Origin of the sequence: Sphingobium limneticum, assembly GCF_008710155.1 — a bacterium.
GTDB lineage: Bacteria > Pseudomonadota > Alphaproteobacteria > Sphingomonadales > Sphingomonadaceae > Sphingobium > Sphingobium limneticum.
The window spans coordinates 1-26,301 of the sequence record NZ_VYPZ01000029.1 but is presented as its reverse complement, the minus strand read 5'-3'; the positions used below and the strand labels follow the sequence as shown (position 1 = coordinate 26,301).

The window sequence follows — 26,301 nt, the reverse complement described above, 5'->3', positions numbered from 1 at the left end:
GATGAAGCCCTGCAGAGGTCCGCTTCGAACACCTCCCCCTGGGTTGCGCCAAGGTCGCGTCGGCCGGGGCGAGAGGGTTGCACTTGGGGTGCCCCTGACGATCTCGTTCCATTGAGGCGTCAGTCAGGCTTGAGAGGCTGAAGGTCCGGCGCGGAAATCTTCGTGAAGCGCCACCAGGCCAGGCCTCCGTAGACCAGAATGAGGATGGCGAGGTTGAGCACCTCCCGCGTCTGCTCGGCAAGGCTCGCGCCCATCTGATTGAGCCCGACCATGAGATGAATGCCCGCGGTGGTTGGCAGGAGGCGCGCGAGGAGCGCCAGCCAGGCCGGCGTCGCCTCCGCCGGCCAGGAGAGACCCGCGAGGAAGAAGATGGCGAGCGACGTGCCCATCCACAGTTGCAGGGGTCGTTCCCGTGTCCGGAAGAGGCTGGCCAGCGCAAGCGCCGCCGCCACAGTCGCGCCCACGAACAAACTGCCGCCCACGATCAAGGCGCCAGGAGAGCCGGCGGCGCGGGGATAGTCCTGAAACCAGAACACAAAACCCGCATAATAGGCCACGTCGGCCCAGCCGATCACGAAGAAGGCCAGGGCAATTCCGATAAGGGTGCGCGAGGGCAGACGAAAGCGTCCCAGTGTCTCGCGCAGGGTGGCGGCGAGCATCGTCAGGCCCATCAGCAGGGTCTGGTGAATGATGAGGAAGCCGACCCCGGGGAACACCGTGCTGCCATAGCCTTCGCGCGTGTTGAACAGCGGGCGCTGAACGAGCGACAGGGCAGGGCGGGCGGGTGCGCCCTGCGCCATGGCCTGATCGCTCGCCGCCTCGCCGGCGATCGTGGTGAGCGCCAGGCCGATGCCTGACAGCGCCGTGCTGCTGCGCAGCAGATAGGCGCCGTTGCCGTAGAGCGCGACCGTGCCCTGGGCGCCGTTCAGAATATGTCGCTCGAACCCCTCGGGGATGATGACCACGGCCCCTGCGCCGGTCGTCTCGAGCCAGAGCCGGGCGGCTCCTGGAGAGGCCGGGCGCGCGGCAAGATCGGCCTGCTGGAGCGCTGCGATCCGGCGCACGAGACTGCGGCTTGCGCCGCTGTCGTCGAGATCGACGACGGCCACCGGAATGCGGACCGCGACCTCCCCGGAATAGGCTGAAGGGTAGAAGAAGGAATAGAGGATCGTCGACACGACGATCAGCATGAAGGCGGAGCGGTCGGAGAGAACGGCGCGGAAGGTAGCGAGGAAGGCGCGGCCGATCATCGTCGTCCCCAGACCTCCGGGCTCATCCGCGCCGAGACATAGCGCGGCAGCCCGGCGCCCGAGCCGACGACGAGAAAGGCAAACAGCGCCAGGATCGATCCAAGAGATGCGAGCACGGGTGCGCCGATCATCCATTGCTCCGCGACCAGCCGCGCGAAGCGGGTAAAAGGCAGCAGCGCGCTCCATAGCCGGGCGAAGGCGGAGGCCGACTCGATCGGGAAGATCGCCCCGGCGAAGGCGAAGGAAGCGCCCGCATAGAGGGCGGTCATCGACAGCGCCTGCCCCATGGAAAGGGTGGCCCCGACGATGAACAAGGCCATGCCCGCATAGGCGAGATAGAGGGCGAGATAGCCGCCCATCAGCATCGCCACGCTCCCTTGCACGGGCCAGCCCCGGTAGACCGCGAGATAGCCGGTCGCAAGCGCCCCCCAGAGCAGGAAGATGAGGATATAGGGCGCGATCTTGCCGGCGACGGCGGCGACCGCCTCGCCTCGAGGCCCTGCAAGCCATGCTCCGATGGTCCCGTCCCGCAGCTCGCGACCGAGCGCGCTCACGACCGCGATCATGAACAGCAGGTGCAGGAGTGCGGGGTGGATCAGGGCGACGAGTTGCAGCTCGTAACTGGCCTGCGGGTTGTAGAGGATCCGGCTCTGCACGCTCACCGGCTGCGGCCGCACACGCGCGGGACCGGCGATCGCGGCGCTTTGCTCCCCGGCCAAGGCCTTTGCGTGGGCCTGGACCACGGTGCCGACTTCACGCAACACCGAACCCGAGGGCGTGGAATAGCTCGCATTGTAGAAGAGGAGGATCTTGCCGGTCTCGCCGCGCAGCACGGTGCGCTCGAGATCACGCGGGATCAGGACCACGGCATAGGCGGCGTTGGAGCGGACCAGATGCTCGGCCTGTGCCATGTCCGGTGGCCGCGCCGCGACCTTGAGCCCGGGTGACGCCTCCAGCTTGCGGATGAGGTCGCACGCGACGCCGCCGCCGTCCTCGTCGACCACGACGATCGGCAGGTTCCGCATGACGCCTGCCGACAACTGGACCGCGACGATCGCCAGCAGCAGCAGAGGCAGCCAGGTGACCAGCGCCAGATCCCAGACGCTGCCGCGCAGGAAGGCGGTTTCGCGCCGGGCGCTATCGACGAAGGCCCGGATCATTGCGGCCAGTCGAACAGGACCGTCATGCCGGGGCGCAGCCCATCGACCCGCGACACGGGCGACAGGCGCACGTCAAAGCTCTTCACGTCAAATCCGCTCGACTGGCGGGTCGCGCGCCATGTCGCGAAATCGCCGGCGGGCGCGATGTAGAAGACCCGAAACTGGGCGCAACGATCGCCGAGCGCAGGTATGCGGCCGGTCAGGACCCGTCCCCGGCGGATCGCACTGAACTGATCTTCTCTCAGGGTGAGCGTCACCCAGGGATGATCGATGTCGGTCAGGACGAAGACGGGAAATCCCTGCGGCACGAGTTCGCCCGACTGCGCCAGCCTGCGTCCGATCTCACCGTCCGACGGCGCGAACACCCAGGTTTCCTTCTCGGCCGCCTCGACTTCGGCCAGGGCGCCGCGCGCCTGGCGCACCTGTCCGCTCGCGGCCTGCCGATCCTGTCGCCGCGCCCCGGCCAGCGCCAGATCATATTGCGCGCGCGCCGCTCGGGCCGCTTCATTGGAGGCCAGGGCGTTTGCGCGGCTCTCGTCGCGTTTCTGCCCTGCCAGCACACCCTGTTCAAAGAGGCGCTCGGTGCGCTGATAGGTGGTCTGGGCGAGGTCCGCCGCCGCCTGCGCGCGTCGCCACTGGGCCTCGGCAGCCCGGATATCCTCCGGCCGTGCGCCTTCATCGGCCTTGTCCGCATTCGCCTGCGCGGCGGCGAGCGCGCCGCCGGCCTGTTCGGAGCGGGCTTCGACCTCGGGACTGTCGAGCGTATAGAGCAGCTGTCCCGTCTTCACCGGCTGGCCTTCCTCGACATGAAAGGCCGTGATCCGAGCCGAGACCTTGCTCGTGATCCGCAGTTCGCGGGCCTCGACCATGCCCTGGAGCTGATCGGGAACCGGGCGATAGGCCAGCCAGAGACCGAGGCCGAGAATGACCACGACGAGGAAAGCAATGAGCGGCAGCAACTTGCGCTTCCGCCCGGTCGGAACCGGCGGAGCCGTCTCGTCCGGGGTGACCAGGGTTTCCGATGTGGCGGTCATGGCGTGACCCTTTCACCCTGGTCGATATAGTCCGGCAATGTGGCGATCTGACCGCTGACGTGGAGAAGCTGGGCGAGCGCGACAACGAAATCATATCCGGCCTGGGCGCGCTGGATCCGGGAGCGGGCAAGACCGAGCTGCGCATCGATCACGTCGAGCGAGGTTGTCTGCTGCTCCTGATAGCCGAGGGTCTGGACCCGCAGATTCTCCTGCGCCGCAGTGATGGCCGTGTCGGTCAGCTCAAACCGCCGTCGCGCGGCTTCCGCATCGTTCCAGGACCGCGTGACGCCGATTTCGATCTGGGTGCGGGCTTCGCGCAGGCCCGCATTGGCTTGCGTCACCGTTTCCCGCGCGGCCTGCACCGCTTGCGAGCGGCCCACACCGGAGAAGAGCGTGTAGCGCAGCCCGACGCCCACCGACCAGTCGGGATCGGTCAACAGCGTGTCGCGCCGATCGAAATTATACTGGGCGAAGCCATAGATCGTAGGCCGGAGCTTGGCGCGCTGAAGGGCCACCCCCGCTTCAGCCTGGTCTTCCAGCGCGCCGAGCCGATCCAGTTGGGGATGGGCGCGCAGGGCCGCGTCCACATAGGTGTCGAGCGAACGGAGCGGCTGACGGATCACGAAGATCGGGGAGACGGGATCGACGCCGGACGGCGCCCGCAGCGCGCCGGCAAGCGCTACCTGCGCACTCGCGAGATCGGCCTGCGCCTTTTCCAGTTCGCGCGCGGCGTCGTCGCGCGCTACCTGCGCCTGGAGGCGTTGGGCCCGGCTTATGAACCCTTCCTGTTCGAGCTTGAGGGCGTCCGCGACATGCCGCTCTAATCCCGCAAGCGCATCACGGCGAACATCGCGCACGCGCTCGAGCAACTGCTGGCCGAAATAGAGCTGGGTCATCTGCAACAGACCGTTGTCGATGACGATCTGGCGTTCGGCGCGCGACTGTCCCAGTTGCGCCGCGGCGCCCGCCTGGGCGGCGGGAATCTGGCCGCCGGAATAGAGCGGCAGCGTCGCCGTCACGATCGGCCGGGTGCTGGTGCGCTCGATCTCGAAGCGCAGGGGGTCAGAGATGGAATAATCCTGGGCCACGTCCGCCAGCGGGCCGAGCGGCAGATAGAGGGTTTTCTGATAGCGGATCATCTGTCCTTCGAACTCGACGGTCGGACGCCGCAACGTGCTCGTGGAGCCTTTCTGGGCCTCCTTGCTGCGCACATCGGCGTCGGCGCCCTGGATCGCGTCCGACCGCTCGAGCAGCCTCGCCTGGGCGCTTCGATAATCGAGATCAAGCCTGTCGATCGTTTGCGCCTGCGCGCCCTGACAGACCGCAGTCGCCAGCGCGGCAACCAGCATCGAACATCGCAAGGTCATGAAGAACGTCTCCTGCTCCCGCACGGTAACGTTGACATCCAACCGACTCAATACATATTTGTATCGAAATGCTCCCGCCCGTGATCCCGTGAGCCGCCGCCGCCCGGCACGAACGCGCCCGACCCGGGCGCAGACCCGGGAGCGCATCCTGGATGGCGCTCTCGAGGCCTTCGCCGAACGTGGCTTCCATGGCTCCACCCAGGAAGATATTTGCGAGCGCGTCGGTCTGAGCCGGGGGGCCTATAATTCCAGCTTCCGATCCAAGGACGAATTGTTCTTCGCCCTCTATGACCGGGTGATCGAGCGCTTGCAGTCGAGGCTGGAGGAGGCGACCGCTTGCGCCCTGTCCATGCCCGGCTCGACGGCCGACAATTTCCTCAAGGCCTTTATCGCCAGCTATCCGTTCGATCGAGACTGGTATCTGCTCCAGGCCGAGTTCGGCTTCTATGCCCTACGCCATCCTGCCATGGCGAGCCACTATGCCGAACGGCAAGGACGGATCCTCGCCATCATCGAGGGCGCGCTCGCCGACATCCTTCGCGAGGACTCCCGCATCGTTGCCCGGGGCCTCCCGCGCATCGCGCGACTGATCCTGGCTGTCCACGAGGGAAGCATGTTCCAGGGCCTGCTCGAACCGCACGAGGTCGCAAGCGGAGAGCTTCTGGACTTTCTCGTGGATCTCATGCTGGCGAGGGCGGCACCGAGAGTCGACTAAGAATGGATTGCTGATCTTGCCTTGCGGGAGGCCGCGCAACAGCATGCCTGCCTCTATTTGTGACGTGGGAGATCGTTTAGTGAAGGAGACCGCGCTGTATCGCCGTGGCGACGGCCTGGGTGCGCCTGTTGACAGCGAGACACTTGAAGATCGCGCGAAAATGCCATTTTACGCCATCTTCGCCGATACCCAATATGTTGGCGATCTCCGCGCTCGTAAGACCATCCCGCGCCAGGCCGAGGATATGGAGTTGGCGGCGAGACAGGTCGGATCCTTCGGTATGTTGTGAACTCGGCAAGTGATGTTGTGCTGCGGACCGATCAAACCTCGCCTTTACGGCCCATCCCGCGTGAATATGCTCCAGGATATTCCGGAACTCCCGCGCTGTTTCCTTCAGTCCTGTGCTGTCGCGAATTTCCGAGGCCTCTTCCGCTGACCGTATGGAAAGTTGCAGCGCCTCTTTACGTAGATGCAGCACCGAACGCAGCATGAGGGTTTTGAGTATGATATGTTGCCATCCTGCCCTGCGGATGCGGGCCAGGATACGGTCCGTCAATTGGCGCGCGAGGTGATCCTTCCGGTCGGCAAGCGCCCGCGTCGCAGACAGAAGCATGCACTCGACGTCCGCAATGGCGAGGTGAGCCGAAGTGATGGCGTCGTTCCTGGGAATATTGGGGATGGTGACCGATCGACCCGACGCGATTTCATGTTCCGCAGTCAGGATATCGGCCATGAGTTGCAGTCGCGGCATGTGGTCGCGTACGGCTTTCACGTCCAGTTCGGTCAGGATTTTTTCGCAGAGGTCCGCATCTCCGGCCAGACGAGCGGCCCGTAATATGGCCCGTGCCGTATGAATGCGGACGTCGACGATCTGGTCGCAGAAAAGCAACGGCCATTCCAGTTCTGCCAGAGGCACGCCGCTTTCGGCCAGCACAGCGAGGCGCAATGTTTTCAGCGTCTGCTCGGCGACCGGGGAGACCATATCCGTCAGATGCGCGTCGATCCTATTTCGTGCGGGAATGATCTGCCCCTGCGTCAGCAGGAGCAGCACTTCGGCAATCTTTGCCCAGTCGCGGGCAAAGCCCTGATCGGCCAGGGCAAAGGCTTGATCCAGTAGGGGACGTAGTGCCGCGAACTCGGCCGCGTTCGACTGGCTCGCCACGATGCTCGCGAGGCAGGCCAGGGCGGAGGCCTTCATCATCGGATTTTCCCGGGCGTGCAGCTCGAGCCATTGCCGGCAGAGCATTTCCGCCCGGACGACATCGTCCCTCAGCGCCGCTGTCGTCGCACCGAGCAGCGTCAGCAATTCCTCATGCGCATCCGTGCGTGACAGCAACTTCAAAAGGTGCGTCGCCCCTGCATGCTGCTGCTGGAAGGAAAGGGCCCATATCTTTCCCAGGCCAGCCATGGGATTGGTCAGCAACGCTGTGTCGGGCACGCCCTCGAGCCAATGGGCCAACTCATCGATACGGCCTTGTCGCAGGGCGACATCCATGACGATCTCACCGCCCAGCCCCCGCGCCCAGGCCGGATCGCCGGCCCGCAGCGAAAGCGCTATCGTTTGCGCTGGCCGGCCGGCGCGCCAGTGATGAAAAGCCGCACGTTTTAGAAGATGGCTTGGAGAGGAACGAAGCTGCGACTGTCCGCTCAAGGCAAGATGGTGTCGCAGCGCCGGATTGAGCGCAAACATTCCGTCACTGTCCGGCCTCAATAGGAGGCATTCGCGTTGCGCACGTGCGATCCATTGCGCGCCGTCGTGGACGCGCAGGGCAAAATCGTGGCTTTCGGCATCGAGGGGAGCGATTAATGCCGCCTTTTTCAGCCATGTGCGCAGAGCGGGCGATAAGGGCGCCAACACCATCTGATCGAGATAACAGATGATCTCGGGCCATAAATGCAGTGGCTGCATCCGGTGGGATACACGGCCCGCGATGCGGCACAATGCGGGCCAACCCTGTGTGTCCGATATGATCCGGTCGAGGGCTGAAGGGACCCGGATCAATTCCTTCAGATCCTGGGCGCGGCAGGCCAGGGCATCGGGGCCGACTTCCTGCCAGTCAGCGTTGAGGACGCCAAATCCCCAGGGAGCGGAGGTTGCAAGGACCGCTCGCCAATCATCGGGAAGAGCATCCATCATGTCTCTTGTCAGCGTTTCGAGATGCGGCGCTTCTTGAACATCATCGAGGCAAATAATCCCGGGCCTGTCCTGATGCCATATCCATTGGAGAATGGACTCGATGTCCGCGGCGGTTCCGGCCTGAAAGGCGAGGCGACGCAGGGTGCCCTTCTTTGTGTCGTCGCTTGCAAGACTTGCCCAAAGCGCCGGGCGACCAGTGTCCGCCGCCTCCTTCCAACCGGCCGCGAGCGTCGCCGATTTGCCGTAGCCGCAAGGTGCGCGCAGCAGGCTGACGCGCGCGGTCAATTCCACACGGCGAAGTGCCGTTTCCGCCAGTCGCGAAAGCAGCGTTGGAGTCCATTCGGTTCCCAGGCCCATGTCGGGTCGATACTACATGTTCGTGTAGTTCCCTATTGCTTTTGCGCTCGTAAGACTCGCGCGAAGGTCATGTTTTCGACGAGAATGAAATGATTGAAGAGAGCCATTCGATTTCGCAGGAACCCTGTGATGGCCGCCCGGTGGAAATGCTCTTCACCGCGCAAAAGGCAATGTCGGACGAGCGCCGGATGCGCTTTGGCCTTGCTGAAAGACGCGCTGCGCTGGCGCGCCTCGCGGCTGCCATACGAAAGTTCGAAGGGGAGATCGTCCAGGCCATGGCGACCGACTTCGGCAAGCCGGAGGCCGAAGTGTTTCTGACGGAAATTCTTCCGGTCATGCAGGAAATCCGCCACAGCCGTCGTAATCTGCGCCGATGGATGCGGCCAGTCCATGTCGGACCGACATTGATCGGTTTCGGCACGGCCGGACGGATCGTGCCGCAGCCACGCGGCGTGTGCCTTATCATCGCGCCCTGGAATTACCCATTCAATCTCTGCCTGGGGCCGCTTGTCTCCTGCCTTGCTGCCGGCAACAGCGCTATCCTGAAGCCTTCGGAGATGACACCTGCTACCTCGGGCGTCATCGCGCGGCTGATCGCCGACACATTTCCGCCAGACTTGGTTACCGTCGCCCTCGGCGGGAAGGAGATGTCTCAGGCCCTGCTCGCGCTGCCCTTCGATCATATCTTCTTCACCGGCAGCCCCGAGGTCGGGAAAGTCGTAATGCAGGCAGCCTCCCGCCACCTGACCTCCGTTACGCTGGAACTGGGTGGCAAGTCGCCCACGATCGTGGGACCGGATGCCGACATAGAGACGGCCGCCAGTTGGATCGCCTTCGGCAAATTCTCCAATGCCGGTCAAACCTGCATCGCGCCCGATCATGTGTTCGTCCACGCTTCGATCCGCGACCGGTTCGTGGAAGCGCTGCGCCGCCGGATCGCCGCCGCTTATGGTTCGGGCATGACGAGCCCCTATCTCGCAAGGATCGTCAATGATCGCCATGCGGACAGACTGGGGGGCCTGATTGCGGATGCCCTGGCCACGGGCGGGCGGATCATTGTCGGCGGCGAAAGGCAGGGAAGGGCGCTGGCGCCCACAGTGCTGGAGGCGATCGCTCCCGAGGCGGCGATCGACCATGAGGAGATATTCGGTCCCGTCCTGCCGGTCCTGACCTATGATGACATTGAAACCGTGATCGGTCGGATCAACGCAAGACCCAAGCCGCTGGCGCTTTATGTGTTCGATCGTGACCGGGCGAGAGTGGATCATATCCTGGCGGCCACGACTTCCGGCAGTGCAGGCGTCAACCTTACCATCGTCCAATACGTCCACGATCATCTGCCGTTCGGCGGTGTGAACAATTCCGGGATCGGGGCGGCACATGGCCATCACGGGTTCCGGACTTTCAGTCATGAGCGCGCCGTTCTCCAGAACCGCTTCTCCGCTCTGCCTCTCGTCTTTCCTCCCTATTCGGGCCGGGCAGCGCGTCTGATCCGACTTGCCAAACGCTTTCTGGGGTAAATCCATGTACGACTATATCATCATTGGCGGCGGCTCGGCCGGCTGCGTCATGGCCAACCGCCTTTCTGCTGATTCGGATAAAGCTGTCTGCCTCATCGAGGCGGGGCCGCGCGATCGCAATCCCTTCATTCACATGCCGCTTGGCGTCGGCGTCATTGCCCGCACGGGATGGGTGAACTGGAACTGTGAGACCGAAGTCGAGCCTCACCTTAACAACCGGCGGCTCTATTGGCCGCGCGGCAAGACGCTGGGTGGCAGCAGCTCGATCAATGCAATGGTCTACATTCGCGGCGATCGGGCGGACTATGAGGGCTGGGGGGCGGCCGCCGGAGCTGACTGGGACTGGCCGCGCATGCGCGAGCTTTTTATCGCGCTCGAAAACAATCAGGCTATCCACGACGAGCATCATGGCAATGCCGGGCCACTTTGCGTCTCCAATCTTGGGCGAGTGAACCCACTTACGGAAGACTTCGTCGAAGCTGGGGTGGAACTGCACTACCCGCGAAATCCCGACTTCAATGGCGTGAGCCAGGAAGGCTTTGGTGTCTATCAGGTGACCCAGAAAGACGGGCAACGGTTCAGCACGGCGCGAGCGTTTCTCGATCCGGCTCGCTCGCGCAAGAATCTCGCCATCGAAACGAACGGCCTCGTCGAACGGATACTGTTCAAGGACCGTCGCGCCATCGGGGTCCGCGTCGGCGGCCGGGACCTGCTGCTGCGCCCCGGTGGAGAGGTGATCCTTTCGGCTGGCGCGGTCAATTCGCCGCAGATTCTGATGCTGTCGGGCGTCGGCCCGGCGAGCGAACTCAGGCAGCATGGCATAGAGATCGTTCTGGATGCGCCCGAAGTCGGAGCCAATCTCGCCGATCACCTCGACTATACGGCTGTGGCAACCACGGCCGATCGCGAAGGATTTGGGGTGGCGCCCAGTTTCCTGCCTCGTGCGATACGCGGCGCATGGAGCTATTTCCTTCATCATGAAGGCGAATTGACGTCAAATGCCTCGGAGGGCGGCGCTTTCCTCAAATCCGACGCCGGCCGGGAGCGGCCCAATCTTCAATTCCATTTCCTGCCGGCGATCCTGCGTGACCATGGCCGCAAGACAGCCTTCGGCTACGGAATGACCGTGCATGTCTGCGACCTTCTACCGAAGAGCCGCGGCAGGATCGGGCTCAAGATCGCCGATCCCACGGCTCATCCGCGCATAGAGGGCAATTATCTCAGTCATCCCGATGATGTGGGCGTCTTGCTGAATGGCGCGAAGCTAGCCCGCAAGCTCCTTCATGCGCCGGCGCTCGCCCGTCACTTGCGCGAGGAGGTGCGACCGGGACCCGCGGTCCAGACCGACGAGGCTCTGATCGACGACATCCGCGCGCGCGCTGAAACAATCTATCATCCGGTAGGAACATGCCGCATGGGCAGTGACTCGGCATCCGTGGTCGATCCGGCAGCCCGTGTACGTGGCATTGACGGTTTGCGCGTGGTCGATGCATCGATCATGCCGTCGATCGTGTCGGGCAACACTAACGCGCCTACCATGGCGATCGCGGAAAATGTCGCGCAAATGATGATCCGGCCTTGAGGAAGAATGGCGATGAGGTTCAGTTTCGTATTGGCAGCCATGCTGCTACTTGCAGCATCTGCGTCCGTCGAGGCACAGCGCGCTTCTTTCGGAGTGTGGAAGAATCCGCAGGACAGCGTACATGTGCGAGCCCAGCCGTGCGGAAGCAGAATGTGCGGGGTCGTGGTCTGGGCAAGTGACAAAGCCAAGGCGGATGCGCGGCGCGGCGGGACAAACGATCTGGTAGGTCTGATCCTGTTTCGCGATTTTGTTCCTGAAAAGAAGGGCGTGTGGCGCGGCAGTGTTTTTGTACCCGACATCGGCCAAACCTTCTCTGGAACAATCACCACGCTCGACGATCGGCGGATGGAGGGAAAGGGGTGCCTGACAGGGCGGATCATGTGCAAATCGCAGATATGGACGAAAGTGAACTGAAATCCGTCCAATCATCGTCTGACCGAGAGCGGCAAGCCAAGGATTTTAATAAGACACATCAAAAGCTTCTACGATAAATTGAAGAGGCGCGGAGCAGGAAGCGGGCATGGCGACAGCGATGTGTGCAGCCGCCACGGGATCAATTCGGCGACGGGCCTTGCGGCCGCCAGACGGCGCGGGCGCTACGGTGGCCGCCCGCGAACGATCGATGCGGAAAAGCTCGATCAGATCACCGCCGCCCTTGCCGGTGGCGCTAGCAAGTCGTCGATCAGCCGCACGTTCAACGTGCCCCGATCGACCCTCGCAGATACGCTCGCGCGGGCCGGATGGCTCAAACCGCCGCGCCTTGCGTAACGACAAAAACATAATTATATTTCCGTAATGCCATCCATGCGCTTCTCCTGGCACCCGGCCAAAGCCGAGAGCAATCTGAAGAAGCACGGCGTCAGCTTTGCGATCGCTACTCGTGCGTTCACAGATCCTTTCGCGCTGAGCGATCAGGATCGGATCGAAGGTGGCGAGCGACGATGGCAAACCTTGGGCCTCGTGGAAGGGCATCTGCTCCTCCTCGTGGCCCACACTGTCGTCGAGCAAGACGATGACGGCGAGTATGTGGAGATCATTCATATCATTTCGGCTCGAAAGGCCGATCGAACGGAAAGGCGACGTTATGAAGAAGAAAGACGCTGATACCGTCCGTTTCCAACTCGATCCGGACAATCTGCCGCCGTTGACCGAAGCGCAACAGGCCGAACTGGATGCCCTGCAGGCGATGCCGGATAGCGGGATCGACTATAGCGACTCTCCGGCGCTGACAGAGGATTTCTGGCGGAACGGGCAGCGTGGGCGCTTCTATAAGCCCATCAAGCAGCAGGTGACGGCACGCCTTGATGCTGATGTGCTCGCCTGGCTCAAATCGCAGGGTAAGGGCTACCAAGCCCGCATGAACGCCATACTTCGCCGTGAGATGCTGGCGACCGCCAGAAGGCAGGAAAAGCCACGTTAATTTAGATAGTTAGGCTATCGGTTATCGTGTGGTTTCCGTCAGCGCCGAACCGTAACCTCTAGGGTCAGGACCCATTGATATAACCGGCTCGATCTGATTCAGGCTCCGCGAGGAGATTGAAGATGAGCGACCTGTATTGGCTCACGGACGAGCAGATGGCTCGGCTTGAGCCCTACTTTCCCAAGAGCCATGGCAAACCGCGTGTCGACGATCGCCGGGTGTTGAGCGGGATCATTTTCGTCAACAGGAATGGGTTGCGCTGGCGGGATGCACCAAAGGACTATGGGCCGCACAAGACGCTTTACAACCGCTGGAAGCGGTGGGGTGACAAGGGCGTTTTCCTTCGGATGATGGAAGGTCTGGCAGTGCCTCAGTCTTCCGAACGCAGGACGGTTATGATCGACGCAACCTATCTCAAGGCCCACCGCACGGCATCGAGCCTGGCGGTAAAAAAGGGGGCGCGGGACGCCTGATCGGGCGCACGAAAGGCGGTATGAACACCAAGCTCCATGCCGTTACCGATGCGAACGGCCGTCCGATCTCTTCATGACCGCAGGGCAGGTCAGCGATTATATCGGTGCCGCTGCCCTGTTGGACGAACTTCCCAAAGCCCAATGGTTGCTCGCTGATCGCGGCTACGATGCCGACTGGTTCCGCGATGCTTTGCAGGAAAAGGGCATCACCCCCTGCATCCCCGGTCGCAAATCCCGGAACAAGGCCGTCAAACACGACAAGCGCCGCTACAAACGGCGCAACCGCATCGAGATCATGTTCGGCCGCCTCAAAGACTGGCGACGGGTCGCGACGCGCTACGACCGATGCCCCAACGCCTTCTTCTCGGCCATCGCCCTCGCTGCCACCGTCATCTTCTGGCTTTGATCAGTGAGTCCTGAGCCTAGCTACTCCTCTTCTATCCCCATCGCTTTCAAGTCCAATCCCAATTCCTTTAAACTGGGCAGGGGAGGAGGATCGAAGGCTACCAGTGCATCGATAAAGTCATGAAAGCTGTCGTATACGGGGGTTATCGCCCTAGAAGGCAGAGCTTCATCGTGCAGCCATACGGATATCTTTCCATCAATTCTGTCAATTAACAGCATATTACCCAGACCGATTTCCGCAAAAACCACAGATATTTTTGGAATCTGCATGGATAATTGTTAGTTTATGAGAATTATTCCTAAGCTTCCGCCAACAGGGCCATATATAACTGAAACGCCAATTCTTCCTGAATCATCGGAATAGGCGCATTTTTCCGCAGGAAATTCAACATCCTTATTGAAAACTATCGCTGATCCGAATTCAATAAATAAATCACGAAGCTCAGACGGCAGCAATATTCTTAATGAACTCTCTATCTGGTCTAATTCGATCAAAGAATCTCCCGGCATGTGGAGTGATTCTGCATCGAATGATGGATCAAACTGAAAGGTCATATATTTTCTGCCTTACATCATTAGGGCGTCGCTATCGTGTCCGTTCCGCACCGCGCCTCAATCACGCCACCTGATTGGTATAGCCGTTAGCGGAGGGGCACGACAATCAGGTCAATCTTGGCGCGTCGATGCTTTGATTGGTGCTGCGCTCCATCTACGATTGAATATCCGCCATCCGACTAAGCCCGCGACAACGCCCAGCAGGCCGCCCACGAGATAGGCGGTTGGCGCATCATTCGGCACAAAAAAGAAGCCGCCAGCAACATAGCCGCCGATTACGGCGGTGCGTGTCACCGCACCATAGATCGCGGCGACCTTGCCATGATCGGCGGGCGGGCATTCTGACTGGAACAAGGTTCGGACAGCGACGTTGTGGATGCTGTTTGCGCCGCCGCCTAGGATGAAGGCGACGGCAACGATTGCCAGCCCGATCGGCGCAAGGCCGATCCACAGCATGGTCGCGCCCATGACAGCGGCCGTGCCGAACGCCTCCAGTCCGACCCTATGGCCAATAACCCTTTCGGCCAGCCCAGCGCCGATCAACATCCCAACCGCCCATAGTGCCGTCAGCATTCCAAACGCGGTCGGCCCGCTCCCAGCGTCACCATCACGAGAAACACGAAAGCAACGTCGGCTATGGCGGTCGCAAACACTTCGAGGCTGAGCGCACCCGTAACCACCATCAACCGCCGATTGCGGAGCAGCGGCAGGTAGTCCGCGAACAGGGTCTCTTCCTCCTGATCGTCCCGTTGTGGCTTGCGGCGAAGCCTGCTCGCCATCACGACGAGGGCCAAAAGGGCAAAACTGGCGGCATCGGCTAAAAGCGCATTGCGCGATCCGATCCATCCCACCAGTACGCCCCCAGCGACTGGACCAGCGAGCATTCCAAGGCTGCGAACCATTTCCATAAGGGAATTGGCGAGTGCGAGGTCATTCCAAGCCGCTCGCCAGCACTGGAATCAACGCGAATGTTGCGGCGCTGCTGATCGTGAACAGCACGCTCAACAGCGCGGCCCCGGCGAGCGTGAACATGGGATAATAGGCGATAAATGCTATCACGCCCGCTTGCAGAACTGACACCATGACCAGAATGCGGGCCGCCTCCCGGCGGTCGATCAAGCGGCCCGCCCAGGGTGCGGCGATCAGACCGGGTAGCAGCTCCGCGGTCAGCAGCGTCGGCACCGCATAGCCGGATGCGTTCTCGGCAGTGCGGAACATCAACGTCAGCAACGTGATTTCATCGCCGGTCGTCGAAATCGTAAGCGCCACAAGGACCAACCATCCCCAGCCTTGCCGAAACTCAACTCCCACTCACTTAACCTTCCGCACAGCCCCGCACTTTCCGGGTCACTCTGCACACTTCAAATCTCAACCGACAATCAGGTGAATAGCTTTAGCGTCGTTCTGCCAACCACTTAAGCGCCGATAGGCTTGGCATGAACAGATATTCGCCTCCCTTCATGACATTGAAGGTCTGCACACCGTCGATGCGCTTGCGCGCAGGCGCCTGCGGGATCGTGAACCGGCCGTCCTCCTCATGCAGACCAACGATTGGATCGCGCTCTTCGCCAAGGTCGACGAAATTCCCGCGATTGATCCATTCCTGCTGCATGAACTCGATCGTGTCATAGGCACGCGCGCTGATGAAGATGAAGAACAGGCCGCGATCGCCTTTCTTATCGTCCTGCGGCGTGACATCCTCGGAATAGACCGGCCCGAAGGTCGAGGAACGACGGATGATCCTGTGGATGTTGACGTCGGTGAGCAGCGTCAACTCGGAGTCGCGGGGATTGAGCCGGCGCATATGGCAGCCAAGCGGCACAACGCGACCTTTGGGGTCATCCTTGAAGCTAAAGTCGTTGTTGCGCTGCGGGTCGGCGCCGAGGTCGGGATCGTCGTGATCGGGCGACAGCGTCAAGGGCGCGCCTGACCGCCAGCGACCGAACATCTTGGCGGCTAATAGCTCGCGTTCCTCCGGCGTCTCGCCATGCGCCTTGAGGAAGGCGTTAAAACAGCCGACCCGGCTGTTGTACTTGCGCATAACGACGAAGGTGCCGTTCTTGCCCAGCCCGGCGGGCTCGGGCATGCCAAGCGGTTGGCCGTTCTCGCTTTCATATCCAAGAATGAACTCGCCCGCCTTGATCGGGCGCTCCTCGCCCGGCAGCGGATCGACGCCGCTACCTTCGACGGCGGGCTGGGAGATCGAATCCCGGAAACCGAACGGGTTTTTCGCGCCGTCCGGCGCGCCGAAGCGATGCTCGCCGAGCAAGGTGACGCCGCTGCTCCGGTCGAGTTCGGTGCGCGCCGTCGCCAGCGCCTTGTCGAGCGCATCATCGTCGACCGCGTAGATGGTCAGCGCGAGATGGCAGTTGCCCGGCTTGAACACGTCTTCCCAGTTTTCCGGCGCGTTGGGTCCGAAGTCGCGAAGCTGCTCCGCGCGTGCGGCCATGCCCTGCTGGAAGGGGAGCGGGAATGTCTTGAGCTGCGCTTCGGGAACGCCGAGCGCCTTCAGCCCCTCGAAGCTGAGTGCGGCCCCGATCCAGAAATCAAGATCCTCGCTCCAGTTGTCGGCAGATGCGATATGGGGCGCGAGCCGGCCGAGAAGATCGCGCGCGCCCTCCGCCTCGTCGAAATGGAGCATGGCGTGGATACCGACATAAGGCTCGGGCCGGCTTCGCAGGATCAGCGCCTGAATGTCGTGCAGATCGAGCGTAACGCTGTCGCGCCGGAAGCGCTCTTTCAGTTTCTGAAGGATCGCCATGGCTCAGCCCACCTTGTCCAGGAATTCGTTGACGGCATGTTCCATCCGCTGAAGGCGGCGCACGTCGACGACGGTCACCTGCGGGTTGGCGACGAACCAGCCGGCAGCGGTGATCTGATGCTCGGCGATGAAATCCTTGACCTTGGGGCTTGCGATGCCAGGCCAACCTTCGACCGAAGCGAAAAGCAGGTCCATCAGGTCGGGGATCTTGGTGGCGAAGTCGTTGATATAGGTGTCCCAGTCGCCGTCATAGGCGGTGGCGAACAGGATTCGTGTGTCGTTGTCGAAGAACACGAACCGCATATTGTGGAGCGTGCCGACCTTCTGCGCGCCATCGAAATTGCCGTTCACCAGCCCGAAGATGCGTTTCAGCCGGTCCGCGCCGCCTGGCTTCAAGTTTGCGATGGCTGTGAGCTCGGAGACATTGCCGGACTGGGCGCCGACACGGCCAGCCGAGCCCGCCGTGCCCTTGAGGTCGGGATTGTGCTTCGTCACCATCTGCTCAAGGGCGAGCTTGGCGAGCTGCGGCGCGTCGCCGGCCACTTCCTCGATCCGCCGCCGGATGGCTTGAAGGCGGGTTTCGTCGATCTGCGGGGTGTCTTCGGTTTCGGCCATGGCTGGCCTCCTTTCGTGATTGCGTGTGACGATCGGTGCGTCAGTCCGGGATGGCGTCGATGTTTGTCGGCTCGACACGAGGCTGGGCGTTCATCTCATGGCGGTAGCGGGTGGATCGTTCATAGGCGGCGATGCGCACGCGCATGATCGAGCCGAGTGGCTGATGATCGCGGATACCGTGCCAGGGATTGAACGACAGCACATCATCGCCGTAGACGCGCCGCGCCGGCGAATAGGCCTCCTGTGGCGGGATGCGCAGGGTCGCGATCGGCTGGTGCGGCGAAAGGTCTTCCGGCCAGAGCACGGCGGCGTCCTCGACCGGCATCCTGTCGAGATCGGCACAGAGCTGAGCACGGAGCTGATACTCTGCGCCTTGCTCGCGGAAATGTTCAACCACCAGATCGCGCATGGTGGAATCCTCAACCGCGCCGACATCCTTGCCGGTCAGTGCACGGACGTTGTCGGAGAACGGCGCGGCACTGATCTTGGCGATATGGTCGCCGAAGCGGATCGCCGCCATCGAATGATAGGTTTCGCCCAGCAAATGGTTATTGTCGCGAGCGAGCCCGCGCAGCGTGGCGCCGGGCTCGACGCCGACCGCTTCGACTGCCGCCTCCACGCCGCGCGCGACCCCAGCCATCGCTCGCTGGAGAAAGGCCGGGTTCTGGGCATTCTTCTCCAGAAGGCTGATGAGCTGGCGATATTTACCGATCGTGCCGAAGCTCAAGGTCGGGATGTTGACGAGCAGGAAATCCTGGTTGTGGCCCTGGTCTTCGGGGAGAAGCCGCTCGCCATCGACACCGATCACCTTGATCGCCATGCCACGCGGCGCGGGAATGGTATCGGAGTGGATGTCGCCCGGCGCCGAAGAGAGGCGGATCACCACCGGATAGTTGGCGGGTCGGGCGAACAAGCCCTGGCGCAGATGCGAGGGCAGTTCGTGAACGATCAGTTCGCCCTTCAGGAACCCATGGCTTTTGGCATGGGCGTCGCGCACGGCGTGGCGATGACGCTCGAAGGCCCGCCGGTTGGTGGTGGCCATGATCTCGAGGATCTCGGCGGTCAGCCGCTCCTCGTCCTCGCCGAGAACCTCCACGTCCGGGGAATAGCCAATGTAGGTTTGAGCCAAGAGCGCTCCTTCACACTGAGATTTCGTTGCCCAGGAACGATTTCGGGTCGAAATCGCCGTTGATTGCGGATATCAGTTGATATCTGGTTTCACTGAGAACGCGGAACCTCCGAAAAGGTTTCGCACGTCTCGCCCGTTGGTTGGAGAACGAACCCATGCCGCTTACGCGCAAGGACACGCAGCGCCAGACGCGGGACCGGCTGATCGCGGCCGCGCATTCCTCGATTATCGAGGAGGGGGTCGCTGCCATGTCGATTCGCAACATCTGCAGCGCCGCAGGGCATTCGCAGGGCGCCTTCTACTCGAACTTCGCCAGCAAGGATGATCTGCTGGTCGAGATTCTGCAAAGCCATATCCAGGACGAGGTCACACTGCTTCGCGACCTGGTCGCGCACTGCTCCGGCGACGATATCGAGGCGACGCTGCAGGTGCTGGCCGCGCGGCTCGCGAAGTTGGCCGACGAGGCACAATGGTCACTGCTCTCGATCGAATTGCAGCTCCATGCCCGGCGCGATCCGGCTTTCGCCGAGCGGCACCGGGAGGGCAAGGCGGCCTGCTATCGGATGTTCGGTGAGCTCGTCGCCGATCTGACGCAACGCTTCGCACTTCGTCCGGCCTTGCCGCCGATGCAGACCGGTATCGGTCTTTACGCGCTCTGGATGGGACTGGCGGTGCAGGGCGATGTCGAAGGCGCCATGCCGCGCGACGAGATGCTCGTCGGCTTCTTCCGCGCCATGGCAGGACTGGGTTCGTCGCTTGAGGAGCAGGCGTATTCGTGAGCGGGATCGTGTCAGATCGTCGACGCATCGGCTGCGATGAGCACGGACACCCACTCGTCGGCGAGGTGGATGAGCGTCGGCGCTTCCATATCCGCTTCCGCGCCCGGGACGCCGACATCGACGAACTCGGCCATGTCAACAATGCGGTCTGGGTGACCTGGATTCAGGATGCGTCGGTGGCGCATTGGCTGACGGCCGCGCGGCCGCAGGATCGCGACCGGTTCGTCGCGGTCGTGCTGCGCCATGAGGTCGACTATCGCGGCAATGTCCGGGCGGGAGACGAGGTCAGTGCGATCACCTGGGTCGTCCGAGCGCCGCGGGGTGCCCGCTATGCACGATGTGTCGAATTCCATGCCGAAGACGGCCGGACGATCGTCGCCTCGCTGACCCAATGGGCCCTGGTCGATCGGGAAACCGGCAAGCTGGCCCGCGTCCCGGTGGAGGTGGCGGCTCCGTTTCTAAGTGACGATACCGCGCAGAAGGAAATTGGATGAGCGATATCAGGAAAGTGGCGGTTCTCGGCACGGGAGTCCTCGGGAGCCAGATCGCCTTCCAGACGGCCTATAGCGGCTTCGATGTTGTCGCCTACGACATCAGCGAGGAAGCGCTCGAACAGGCGCGCGCACGGCTGGCGGCGCTCGTCGAAACCTACACGAACGAGGTGTCGGGCGCGGCTGGCGGCAAGGCGGCCGGGGCGCTCAAGCGGATCGCTCTGCTGAGCGATCTCGGCGCGGCCGTCGCGGACGCGGACCTCGTGATCGAGGCGGTTCCGGAGGTTCTTTCGATCAAGCAGGCGCTCTACGAGAAACTGGCGGGGCTCGCGCCGGACAGGACGATCTTCGCCACCAATAGCTCGACCCTGCTGCCGAGCGACCTGAAGGCTTACACCGGCCGACCGGACCGGTTTCTGGCGCTGCACTTCGCCAACAGCATCTGGAAGTTCAACACCGCCGAGGTGATGGGCACGGACGACACCGATCCGGCCGTGTTCGATACCCTGATCGCCTTCTCCTCCGCGATCGGCATGGTGCCGATCCCGGTGCGCAAGGAAAAAGCGGGCTACGTCCTCAACTCCCTGCTGGTGCCGTTCCTGAACGCGGCCACCGATCTGGCTGCCGGCGGCTATGCCGAGCCGGAAGATGTCGACAAGGTCTGGCGGATCGCCACCGGCGCGCCGATGGGGCCGTTCCAGATCTACGACATCATCGGATTGAACACCCCCTACAACATCCTCTCGCATGGCGGCGAGCATGCTCAGTCGCTCGCCGCCTGGCTGAAGGAAAACTACATCGACAAGGGCAGGCTCGGCATCGCCTCGGGCGAAGGCTTCTACAGCTACAAGCCCTCCGCAGACTGATCCCAACAAGAAGAACAGGAGTTCGCCATGCACTATAGCAGCGGAAACTATGAAGCCTTCGTGCGTCCCCGCAAGCCCGAGGGCGCCGACAAGAAGACGGCCTGGTTTGTCGGTTCGGGGCTGGCGGGGCTTGCCGGCGCGGCCTTCCTGATCCGCGACGGCGGCGTTTCCGGCGACCGCATCACCATCCTTGAAGAGCTGGAAATCCCTGGTGGCGCGCTCGATGGTCTGGACGTGCCCGAAAAGGGCTTCGTCATTCGCGGCGGCCGCGAAATGGAAGAACATTTCGAGTGCCTGTGGGACCTTTATCGCTCGATCCCCTCGCTGGAGATCGAGGACGCCAGCGTGCTCGACGAGTTCTACCGGCTCAACAAGGACGATCCCAACTTTTCGCTCCAGCGCACGACGCAGAACCAGGGCCAGGACGTGCCCGACAAAGCGCTGTTGACGCTAAACGACAAGGCCCAGAAGGACCTGCTCTCGGTCTTCCTCGCGACGCGCGAGGAGATGGAGAACAAGCGTATCAACGAGGTCTTCGGCGAAGACTTCCTCAAAAGCAATTTCTGGCTCTACTGGCGCACCATGTTCGCCTTCGAGGAATGGCATTCGGCGCTGGAGATGAAGCTCTACCTGCACCGCTTCATCCATCACATCGGCAGTCTCGCCGACTTCTCCTCGCTCAAGTTCAACCGCTATAACCAGTATGAATCGATGGTCCTGCCGCTGGTGAAGTGGCTGACCGATCACGGCGTCACGTTCCGCTACGGCGTCGAGGTCACCGATGTCGATTTCGACATCCAGCCCGGCCGCAAGCAAGCGACCCGCATTCACTGGAAAGAGCGCGGCGTCGAAGGCGGCGTCGATCTCGCGCCAGACGATCTCGTCTTCATAACCATCGGCTCATTGACCGAGAATTCCGACAATGGCGACCACAGGACACCGGCGAAGCTCAACGAAGGACCGGCGCCGGCCTGGGACCTGTGGCGGCGGATCGCGGCGAAGGATCCGGCCTTCGGCCGCCCGGACGTATTCGGCGCCCATATCCCGGAGACGAAATGGGCCTCCGCGTCGATCACTGCCCTCGACGCCCGCATTCCGGCCTATGTCGAGAAGATCACGAAGCGGAACCCCTTTACCGGCAAGATCGTCTCCGCCGGTATCGTCACGGTGAAGGACTCGGCGTGGCTGCTGAGCTGGACGGTTCATCGCCAGCCGCATTTCAAGAAGCAGCCCAAAGATCAGATGATCGCCTGGTTCTACGCGCTCTTTGTCGATTGCCCCGGCGACTTCGTGAAGAAGCCGATGCAGGAATGCACCGGTGAGGAGATCACCCAGGAATGGCTCTATCACCTCGGCGTGCCGGTCGAGGACATTCCCGAACTCGCGGCATCCGGCGCCAGCACCGTTCCCACGATGATGCCCTATATTACCGCCTTCTTCATGCCGCGCCAGGCGGGTGACCGGCCGGACGTGGTGCCGGAGGGCGCGGTCAACTTCGCCTTCATCGGCCAGTTCGCGGAGTCGAAGCAGCGGGACTGCATCTTCACCACGGAATATTCGGTGAGAACCCCGATGGAGGCCGTCTACACGCTGATGAATGTCGAGCGCGGCGTGCCCGAGGTCTTCAACTCGACCTATGATATCCGTACACTTCTTGCTGCGATCGGTCCGCTGCGGGACGGCAAGGGCATCGATCTTCCCGGGCCGGCCTTCCTGCGCAAGCTGCTGATGAAGAAGCTCGAAGGCACCGAGATCGCCAAGCTGCTCGAAGAGTTCCATCTGATCGAGGAGTGAACAAAGACCGGAAGGCACGCGCGGCGTGTGAAAGGTGATGAATGGCCGACGACGATCAGAAGAGCGAACGCGCCGCCGAGGTGACTGGGGCGCACGGCCATCATCACCATCATGAGCCGGACGGCGTAACGCCGTCCGGTCACGTCGACCATGATCCGGTCTGCGGCATGGTGGTCGATCCCGCCAGGACCGCTCACAATGCTGAGTATGAAGGCGAGCGCTACGTCTTCTGCTCGGCCGGCTGCAAGGCGAAGTTCGACGCCGACCCCGTGCATTATGCGGCACTGGCAGCGCATGCTGCACATCACCATGAGGGTGCTGCCGCCCATGGCGATCATTCCCACCATAGCCACACGCATGGACCTGATACCCATGAGCATCACCACGTTGCGGCAGTAACGGCAACCGCAACGGAAGGGACGATCTGGACATGCCCGATGCATCCGGAAATCCGCCGGGACGCGCCGGGCAGTTGTCCGATCTGCGGCATGGCGCTGGAGCCGCTGATCGCGGCGGCGGATGCCGGACCCAGTCCCGAACTTGCCGATATGACCCGGCGCTTCTGGATCGGCCTCGCGCTCGCCTTGCCCGTGTTCCTGCTGGAGATGGGCGGCCACCTGATCCCGGCGCTGCACCATCTGGGGCCGATGCACATCTCGATCTGGATCCAGTTCGCCCTGGCGACGCCGGTGGTGCTGTGGGCCGGATGGCCGTTCTTCGCGCGTGGCTGGGCGTCGATCGTCAACCGCAGCCTCAACATGTTCACGCTGATCGCGATGGGGACCGGCGTCGCCTGGGGATACAGCATCGTCGCGACATTCGCGCCGCAGCTCTTCCCGCAGGCTTTCCGTGACGCTGATGGCGCGGTCGCGGTCTATTATGAGGCGGCCGCCGTCATCACCGTGCTGGTGCTGCTTGGTCAGGTTATGGAGTTGCGCGCCCGGGAACAGACGTCCGGCGCGATCCGCGCGCTTCTCAATCTCGCGCCGAAGACCGCACGACGCATCGGGGCAGACGGTGTGGAAGAAGATGTGCCGGTCGAGGCGATTGCGATCGGCGAGCGGCTCAGGGTCCGGCCCGGGGAAACCGTGCCGGTGGATGGCGTGGTCGAGCAGGGGCGCTCATCGATCGATGAATCGATGGTGACCGGCGAATCCATGCCGGTGACGCGCGTAGTCGGCGAAGCGGTCGTAGGAGGTACGCTGAATCAGACCGGCGCGCTCGTCATCCGGGCGGAAAAAGTCGGGCGCGACACGATGCTGGCTCGCATCGTCCAGATGGTCGCGGATGCCCAGCGCTCGCGCGCGCCGATCCAGCGCATGGCTGATCAGGTGTCGGGCTGGTTCGTGCCGGTCGTCATCGCCGTAGCGCTGCTCGCCTTCGCGGCCTGGGGTGTATGGGGGCTAGAGCCGCGTCTGGCGCATGGCCTGATCGCGGCCGTTTCCGTGCTGATCATTGCCTGCCCCTGCGCGCTCGGGCTTGCGACGCCGATGTCGATCATGGTCGGTATCGGCAAGGGGGCGGCCGCCGGCGTTCTGATCAAGAACGCGGAGGCGCTCGAGCGGATGGAGAAGATCGATACTCTGGTGGTCGACAAGACCGGGACGCTTACCGAAGGCAAACCGGCGGTGACCCGGATCGTCGCGGCGCCGGGATTTGTCGAGGAGATCATCCTGCGGCTGGCGGCAGGTGTTGAAAAAGCCTCGGAGCATCCGCTTGCGCGCGCGATCGTGGCGGCTGCCGAGGAACGAAAGATCGCCATCCCCGATGTCGCCGATTTCGACTCGCCGACCGGTAAGGGCGCGGTCGGCGTGATCGAGGGACGGCAAGTGGTGCTCGGCAGCACCGCCTTTCTCGCCGAGCATGGGATCGATACGGCGTCGCTCGCCGGGCAGGCGGATGAGTTGCGCCGCGACGGTGCGACGGCGATCTATATCGGGATAGGCAATGCCATCGGCGGCATCTTCGCCATCGCCGACCCGATCAAGGCGACCACGCCTGAGGCACTGAAGGCCCTGCATGCCGAAGGCATCCGCATCGTCATGCTGACCGGCGACAATCGCACCACGGCCGAAGCCGTCGCCAGAAAGCTCGGCATTGATGAGGTCGAGGCCGATGTGCTGCCGGACCAGAAGGCGGCGGTGGTCGAGCGCCTGAAGGCGCAGGGCAAGGTGGTGGCCATGGCGGGTGACGGCGTAAATGACGCGCCGGCGCTCGCCGCCGCTGATGTCGGCATAGCCATGGGATCAGGGACCGACGTTGCCATCGAGAGCGCGGGGGTAACGCTGCTCAAGGGCGATCTCACCGGCATTGTCCGCGCGCGACGCCTGTCGCAGGCGACGATGGCCAACATCCGCCAGAACCTCGCCTTCGCTTTCATCTACAATGCGGCAGGCGTGCCGATCGCGGCGGGGGCGCTCTATCCCACGTTTGGGCTGCTGCTGTCGCCGATCATCGCTGCTGCCGCGATGGCGCTGTCGTCCGTCAGCGTCATCGGCAATTCGCTGCGGCTCCGGACAGTGAAGGCATGACGGACCAAGGCCCCGACCTTGTGGCGGGGTCTTGCGTGGGGTCTTAGTCGGCGCGCCTGCCGTTGGGGCGGGACCAGATCAGCGAGAAGGTGTCTTCGCCCTCGTTGTCGAAGAGGTTGGCATAGATCAGAGCGCCGATCTTCTCATGATGCCCTCGGCTGTCAGGGCGTCCGCGATCTGACGGTCGAGTGATCCCACAGCATTGAGCGTTCGCACCATCTCCTCGATGCGTGCGAAGTGAGCCAGATCGTCATAGTTGGCGGTATTGCGGATGATCACATGCTCTGTTCGCGCGCCGGTCTGCCACAGGATCGCGAACCAGATACGGCCTTGCGCACGGCTCTTGTCGACCGTCACGCTGTCGATCACGAGCCGCATCATCTCTTTGCGTTCGTCGATGCCAGCCCGCTTCGAGAACGCGGGCAACAGGGTCGGCAATGGTCAGGATACGCGTTCGCGCGGCGGCGGCCAGGGCGTTAACCTGCTCGACATGCCACCGCGCGTAATCCTGTTCGACGCGTCGGCTTCGCGTATTTTCTCTTCCCACAACGTTTCCAGCGAACGTGCGACGAGCCGCTTTTCCGACTCCACGGCATCATATTGTCGGCGTGCACGCTCCGCTTCGTAATGCGCCTTCTCCCGATTCAGCGCCCATTGACGTTCCAGCAGCCGGTTTTCGCCGTTCATCTGTTCATGAGCCGCAAGCGCAAGGTCGATGCGATCGGGTTGCAGAGCTTCGATCAACAGCCGCTCGACCTCTGCATCAACCTGGTTTGCGCGCACATTCTGGCAGTGCCCGCTCTGCTCGCTATCGATGCAGTGATAGACGGGGGTCTTCTTATGGGCAGAGTGAGTGAAGACCCATGCGGTGTCCGCATATCCCGCAGACCACGATGTGGTCTGCCCCCACCGAGTGGACCGATTGGTTTGTTAGTGCATTAAGCGCATCGCCGCCATATCCGGACGGAGGTGGAGCGAAGCGGAACCGGAGGCCGGATATGGCGGTGTCGCCGTTTCCGGTGCCGGTGGCCGGTAGCCCAGGCTGCTATGCGGGCGGACGGTGTTGTAATGCCGCCGCCATGCCTCGATCAGCACCTTGGCCTCGGCGAGGCTGTAGAAGATCTCGCCATTGAGCAGTTCGTCGCGAAGCGACCCGTTGAAGCTTTCGTTATATCCATTTTCCCATGGTGATCCCGGCGCGATGTAGAGGGTCTTTACGCCGATCTGCCCCAGCCATTTCTGGACGGCGGTCGCGATAAACTCGCTACCATAGCACATTGGGAAGCGGCCCCTCGAAGGGGCGCACTGCCTTGATGAAGGCAAGGGCGCGTAGCGCCCGCAGGCTTCATCAAGGCGGTCA

At 62.7% G+C, this 26,301-nt stretch carries 28 protein-coding genes and 2 pseudogenes; 13 read left to right on the top strand and 17 right to left on the bottom strand.

Features of this window, described 5'->3' with window-relative positions; genetic code table 11:
- Nucleotides 1-119: 119 nt before the first annotated feature.
- Genes F4U94_RS20510 through F4U94_RS20495 form a run of 4 tightly spaced genes read right to left on the bottom strand, consistent with a single transcriptional unit; the run spans nucleotide 120 to nucleotide 4,811 of the window.
- Nucleotides 120-1,250, bottom strand: coding sequence for an ABC transporter permease (locus tag F4U94_RS20510; RefSeq protein ID WP_150412184.1), 1,131 nt, complete (start codon nucleotides 1,248-1,250; stop codon nucleotides 120-122).
- Nucleotides 1,247-2,410, bottom strand: a complete 1,164-nt coding sequence (locus F4U94_RS20505; RefSeq protein ID WP_150412183.1) for an ABC transporter permease — start codon at nucleotides 2,408-2,410, stop codon at nucleotides 1,247-1,249. The genes F4U94_RS20510 and F4U94_RS20505 overlap by 4 nt, the downstream gene beginning before the upstream one ends.
- A complete protein-coding gene (locus F4U94_RS20500) occupies nucleotides 2,407-3,444 on the bottom strand; it encodes an HlyD family secretion protein (protein WP_197716491.1) in 1,038 nt (345 codons plus the stop codon). Before F4U94_RS20500 ends, F4U94_RS20505 begins: the two co-directional genes overlap by 4 nt.
- On the bottom strand, nucleotides 3,441-4,811 hold the full coding sequence (locus F4U94_RS20495) for a TolC family protein (RefSeq protein ID WP_025290596.1): 1,371 nt from the start codon (nucleotides 4,809-4,811) through the stop codon (nucleotides 3,441-3,443). Before F4U94_RS20495 ends, F4U94_RS20500 begins: the two co-directional genes overlap by 4 nt.
- Before the next feature lie 88 nt (nucleotides 4,812-4,899).
- On the opposite strand from F4U94_RS20495, the gene F4U94_RS20490 reads away from it, so the two are divergent.
- Nucleotides 4,900-5,526 (top strand): TetR/AcrR family transcriptional regulator, encoded by a 627-nt coding sequence (locus F4U94_RS20490; RefSeq protein WP_120252833.1) that lies wholly within the window; start codon nucleotides 4,900-4,902, stop codon nucleotides 5,524-5,526.
- 76 nt (nucleotides 5,527-5,602) lie between these two features.
- On the opposite strand, the gene F4U94_RS20485 is transcribed toward F4U94_RS20490, so the two are convergent.
- The gene (locus F4U94_RS20485; RefSeq protein ID WP_120252834.1) at nucleotides 5,603-8,020 is read right to left on the bottom strand and encodes a helix-turn-helix transcriptional regulator; all 2,418 of its coding nucleotides are present in this window, start codon (nucleotides 8,018-8,020) and stop codon (nucleotides 5,603-5,605) included.
- An 89-nt stretch (nucleotides 8,021-8,109) separates the two neighbouring features.
- Between F4U94_RS20485 and F4U94_RS20480 the strand changes: the two genes are divergently transcribed.
- From F4U94_RS20480 to F4U94_RS20450, 7 genes and pseudogenes are all read left to right on the top strand, one after another.
- On the top strand, nucleotides 8,110-9,540 hold the full coding sequence (locus F4U94_RS20480; RefSeq protein ID WP_037474520.1) for an aldehyde dehydrogenase family protein: 1,431 nt from the start codon (nucleotides 8,110-8,112) through the stop codon (nucleotides 9,538-9,540).
- 4 nt (nucleotides 9,541-9,544) lie between these two features.
- Nucleotides 9,545-11,122, top strand: coding sequence for a GMC family oxidoreductase (locus tag F4U94_RS20475; protein WP_037474518.1), 1,578 nt, complete (start codon nucleotides 9,545-9,547; stop codon nucleotides 11,120-11,122).
- 12 nt (nucleotides 11,123-11,134) lie between these two features.
- Nucleotides 11,135-11,536 (top strand): DUF2147 domain-containing protein, encoded by a 402-nt coding sequence (locus F4U94_RS20470; RefSeq protein ID WP_004207001.1) that lies wholly within the window; start codon nucleotides 11,135-11,137, stop codon nucleotides 11,534-11,536.
- A gap of 120 nt (nucleotides 11,537-11,656) precedes the next feature.
- Nucleotides 11,657-11,890 (top strand): helix-turn-helix domain-containing protein, encoded by a 234-nt coding sequence (locus tag F4U94_RS20465; protein WP_425505083.1) that lies wholly within the window; start codon nucleotides 11,657-11,659, stop codon nucleotides 11,888-11,890.
- A 27-nt stretch (nucleotides 11,891-11,917) separates the two neighbouring features.
- The gene (locus tag F4U94_RS20460; protein ID WP_037474511.1) at nucleotides 11,918-12,226 is read left to right on the top strand and encodes a BrnT family toxin; all 309 of its coding nucleotides are present in this window, start codon (nucleotides 11,918-11,920) and stop codon (nucleotides 12,224-12,226) included.
- Nucleotides 12,207-12,542 carry a BrnA antitoxin family protein gene (locus F4U94_RS20455; protein ID WP_004206995.1) on the top strand — a complete coding sequence of 112 codons (336 nt, stop codon included), beginning with the start codon at nucleotides 12,207-12,209 and terminating at the stop codon, nucleotides 12,540-12,542. Before F4U94_RS20460 ends, F4U94_RS20455 begins: the two co-directional genes overlap by 20 nt.
- 122 nt (nucleotides 12,543-12,664) lie before the next feature.
- Nucleotides 12,665-13,421, top strand: a pseudogene (locus tag F4U94_RS20450) (IS5 family transposase).
- Nucleotides 13,422-13,441: 20 nt separating this feature from the next.
- Here the strand turns inward: F4U94_RS20450 and F4U94_RS20445 are convergent.
- The 8 genes from F4U94_RS20445 to F4U94_RS20420 form a co-directional block, all read right to left on the bottom strand.
- Nucleotides 13,442-13,690, bottom strand: a complete 249-nt coding sequence (locus F4U94_RS20445) for an SMI1/KNR4 family protein (protein WP_120252836.1) — start codon at nucleotides 13,688-13,690, stop codon at nucleotides 13,442-13,444.
- A 9-nt stretch (nucleotides 13,691-13,699) separates the two neighbouring features.
- Nucleotides 13,700-13,975 carry a hypothetical protein gene (locus F4U94_RS20440; RefSeq protein ID WP_145986290.1) on the bottom strand — a complete coding sequence of 92 codons (276 nt, stop codon included), beginning with the start codon at nucleotides 13,973-13,975 and terminating at the stop codon, nucleotides 13,700-13,702.
- Between the two features lie 111 nt (nucleotides 13,976-14,086).
- Nucleotides 14,087-14,443: an MFS transporter gene (locus F4U94_RS25145; RefSeq protein WP_245892582.1), complete on the bottom strand. Its 357-nt coding sequence runs from the start codon at nucleotides 14,441-14,443 to the stop codon at nucleotides 14,087-14,089.
- Between the two features lie 98 nt (nucleotides 14,444-14,541).
- Complete coding sequence (locus tag F4U94_RS25140; RefSeq protein WP_234831925.1) at nucleotides 14,542-14,877, bottom strand: MFS transporter; 336 nt, start codon at nucleotides 14,875-14,877, stop codon at nucleotides 14,542-14,544.
- Nucleotides 14,878-14,905: 28 nt separating this feature from the next.
- Nucleotides 14,906-15,244, bottom strand: coding sequence for a hypothetical protein (locus F4U94_RS25135; protein WP_017503244.1), 339 nt, complete (start codon nucleotides 15,242-15,244; stop codon nucleotides 14,906-14,908).
- A gap of 124 nt (nucleotides 15,245-15,368) precedes the next feature.
- A complete protein-coding gene (locus F4U94_RS20430; protein WP_120252837.1) occupies nucleotides 15,369-16,736 on the bottom strand; it encodes a Dyp-type peroxidase in 1,368 nt (455 codons plus the stop codon).
- Nucleotides 16,737-16,739: 3 nt separating this feature from the next.
- Nucleotides 16,740-17,351 carry a hypothetical protein gene (locus F4U94_RS20425; protein ID WP_017503242.1) on the bottom strand — a complete coding sequence of 204 codons (612 nt, stop codon included), beginning with the start codon at nucleotides 17,349-17,351 and terminating at the stop codon, nucleotides 16,740-16,742.
- 40 nt (nucleotides 17,352-17,391) lie between these two features.
- On the bottom strand, nucleotides 17,392-18,480 hold the full coding sequence (locus F4U94_RS20420) for a catalase family protein (protein WP_246171674.1): 1,089 nt from the start codon (nucleotides 18,478-18,480) through the stop codon (nucleotides 17,392-17,394).
- A 155-nt stretch (nucleotides 18,481-18,635) separates the two neighbouring features.
- Between F4U94_RS20420 and F4U94_RS20415 the strand changes: the two genes are divergently transcribed.
- The gene (locus F4U94_RS20415) at nucleotides 18,636-19,259 is read left to right on the top strand and encodes a TetR/AcrR family transcriptional regulator (RefSeq protein WP_120252838.1); all 624 of its coding nucleotides are present in this window, start codon (nucleotides 18,636-18,638) and stop codon (nucleotides 19,257-19,259) included.
- Nucleotides 19,260-19,270: 11 nt separating this feature from the next.
- Here F4U94_RS20415 and F4U94_RS25400 read toward each other — a convergent pair whose 3' ends face one another.
- Complete coding sequence (locus F4U94_RS25400) at nucleotides 19,271-19,393, bottom strand: hypothetical protein (protein ID WP_269462558.1); 123 nt, start codon at nucleotides 19,391-19,393, stop codon at nucleotides 19,271-19,273.
- On the opposite strand from F4U94_RS25400, the gene F4U94_RS20410 reads away from it, so the two are divergent.
- From F4U94_RS20410 to F4U94_RS20395, 4 genes are read left to right on the top strand one after another with little or no spacing between them, the layout of a single operon-like run.
- Entirely contained in the window at nucleotides 19,349-19,753 is a 405-nt protein-coding gene (locus F4U94_RS20410; protein WP_035219913.1) for an acyl-CoA thioesterase, read from the top strand. The genes F4U94_RS25400 and F4U94_RS20410 overlap by 45 nt on opposite strands.
- On the top strand, nucleotides 19,750-20,616 hold the full coding sequence (locus F4U94_RS20405) for a 3-hydroxyacyl-CoA dehydrogenase (protein WP_120252840.1): 867 nt from the start codon (nucleotides 19,750-19,752) through the stop codon (nucleotides 20,614-20,616). The genes F4U94_RS20410 and F4U94_RS20405 overlap by 4 nt, the downstream gene beginning before the upstream one ends.
- A 27-nt stretch (nucleotides 20,617-20,643) precedes the next feature.
- Entirely contained in the window at nucleotides 20,644-22,410 is a 1,767-nt protein-coding gene (locus F4U94_RS20400) for an oleate hydratase (RefSeq protein ID WP_120252583.1), read from the top strand.
- 41 nt (nucleotides 22,411-22,451) lie between these two features.
- On the top strand, nucleotides 22,452-24,941 hold the full coding sequence (locus F4U94_RS20395) for a heavy metal translocating P-type ATPase (RefSeq protein ID WP_150412182.1): 2,490 nt from the start codon (nucleotides 22,452-22,454) through the stop codon (nucleotides 24,939-24,941).
- Nucleotides 24,942-25,067: 126 nt separating this feature from the next.
- Here the strand turns inward: F4U94_RS20395 and F4U94_RS20385 are convergent, their stop codons facing one another.
- From F4U94_RS20385 to F4U94_RS20375, 3 genes and pseudogenes are all read right to left on the bottom strand, one after another.
- On the bottom strand, nucleotides 25,068-25,379 hold the full coding sequence (locus F4U94_RS20385; protein WP_099232143.1) for a hypothetical protein: 312 nt from the start codon (nucleotides 25,377-25,379) through the stop codon (nucleotides 25,068-25,070).
- Between the two features lie 3 nt (nucleotides 25,380-25,382).
- On the bottom strand, nucleotides 25,383-25,685 hold the full coding sequence (locus F4U94_RS20380; protein WP_133085112.1) for a hypothetical protein: 303 nt from the start codon (nucleotides 25,683-25,685) through the stop codon (nucleotides 25,383-25,385).
- Between the two features lie 186 nt (nucleotides 25,686-25,871).
- Nucleotides 25,872-26,210, bottom strand: a pseudogene (locus F4U94_RS20375) (integrase core domain-containing protein); the annotation flags it as partial.
- Nucleotides 26,211-26,301: the final 91 nt, after the last annotated feature.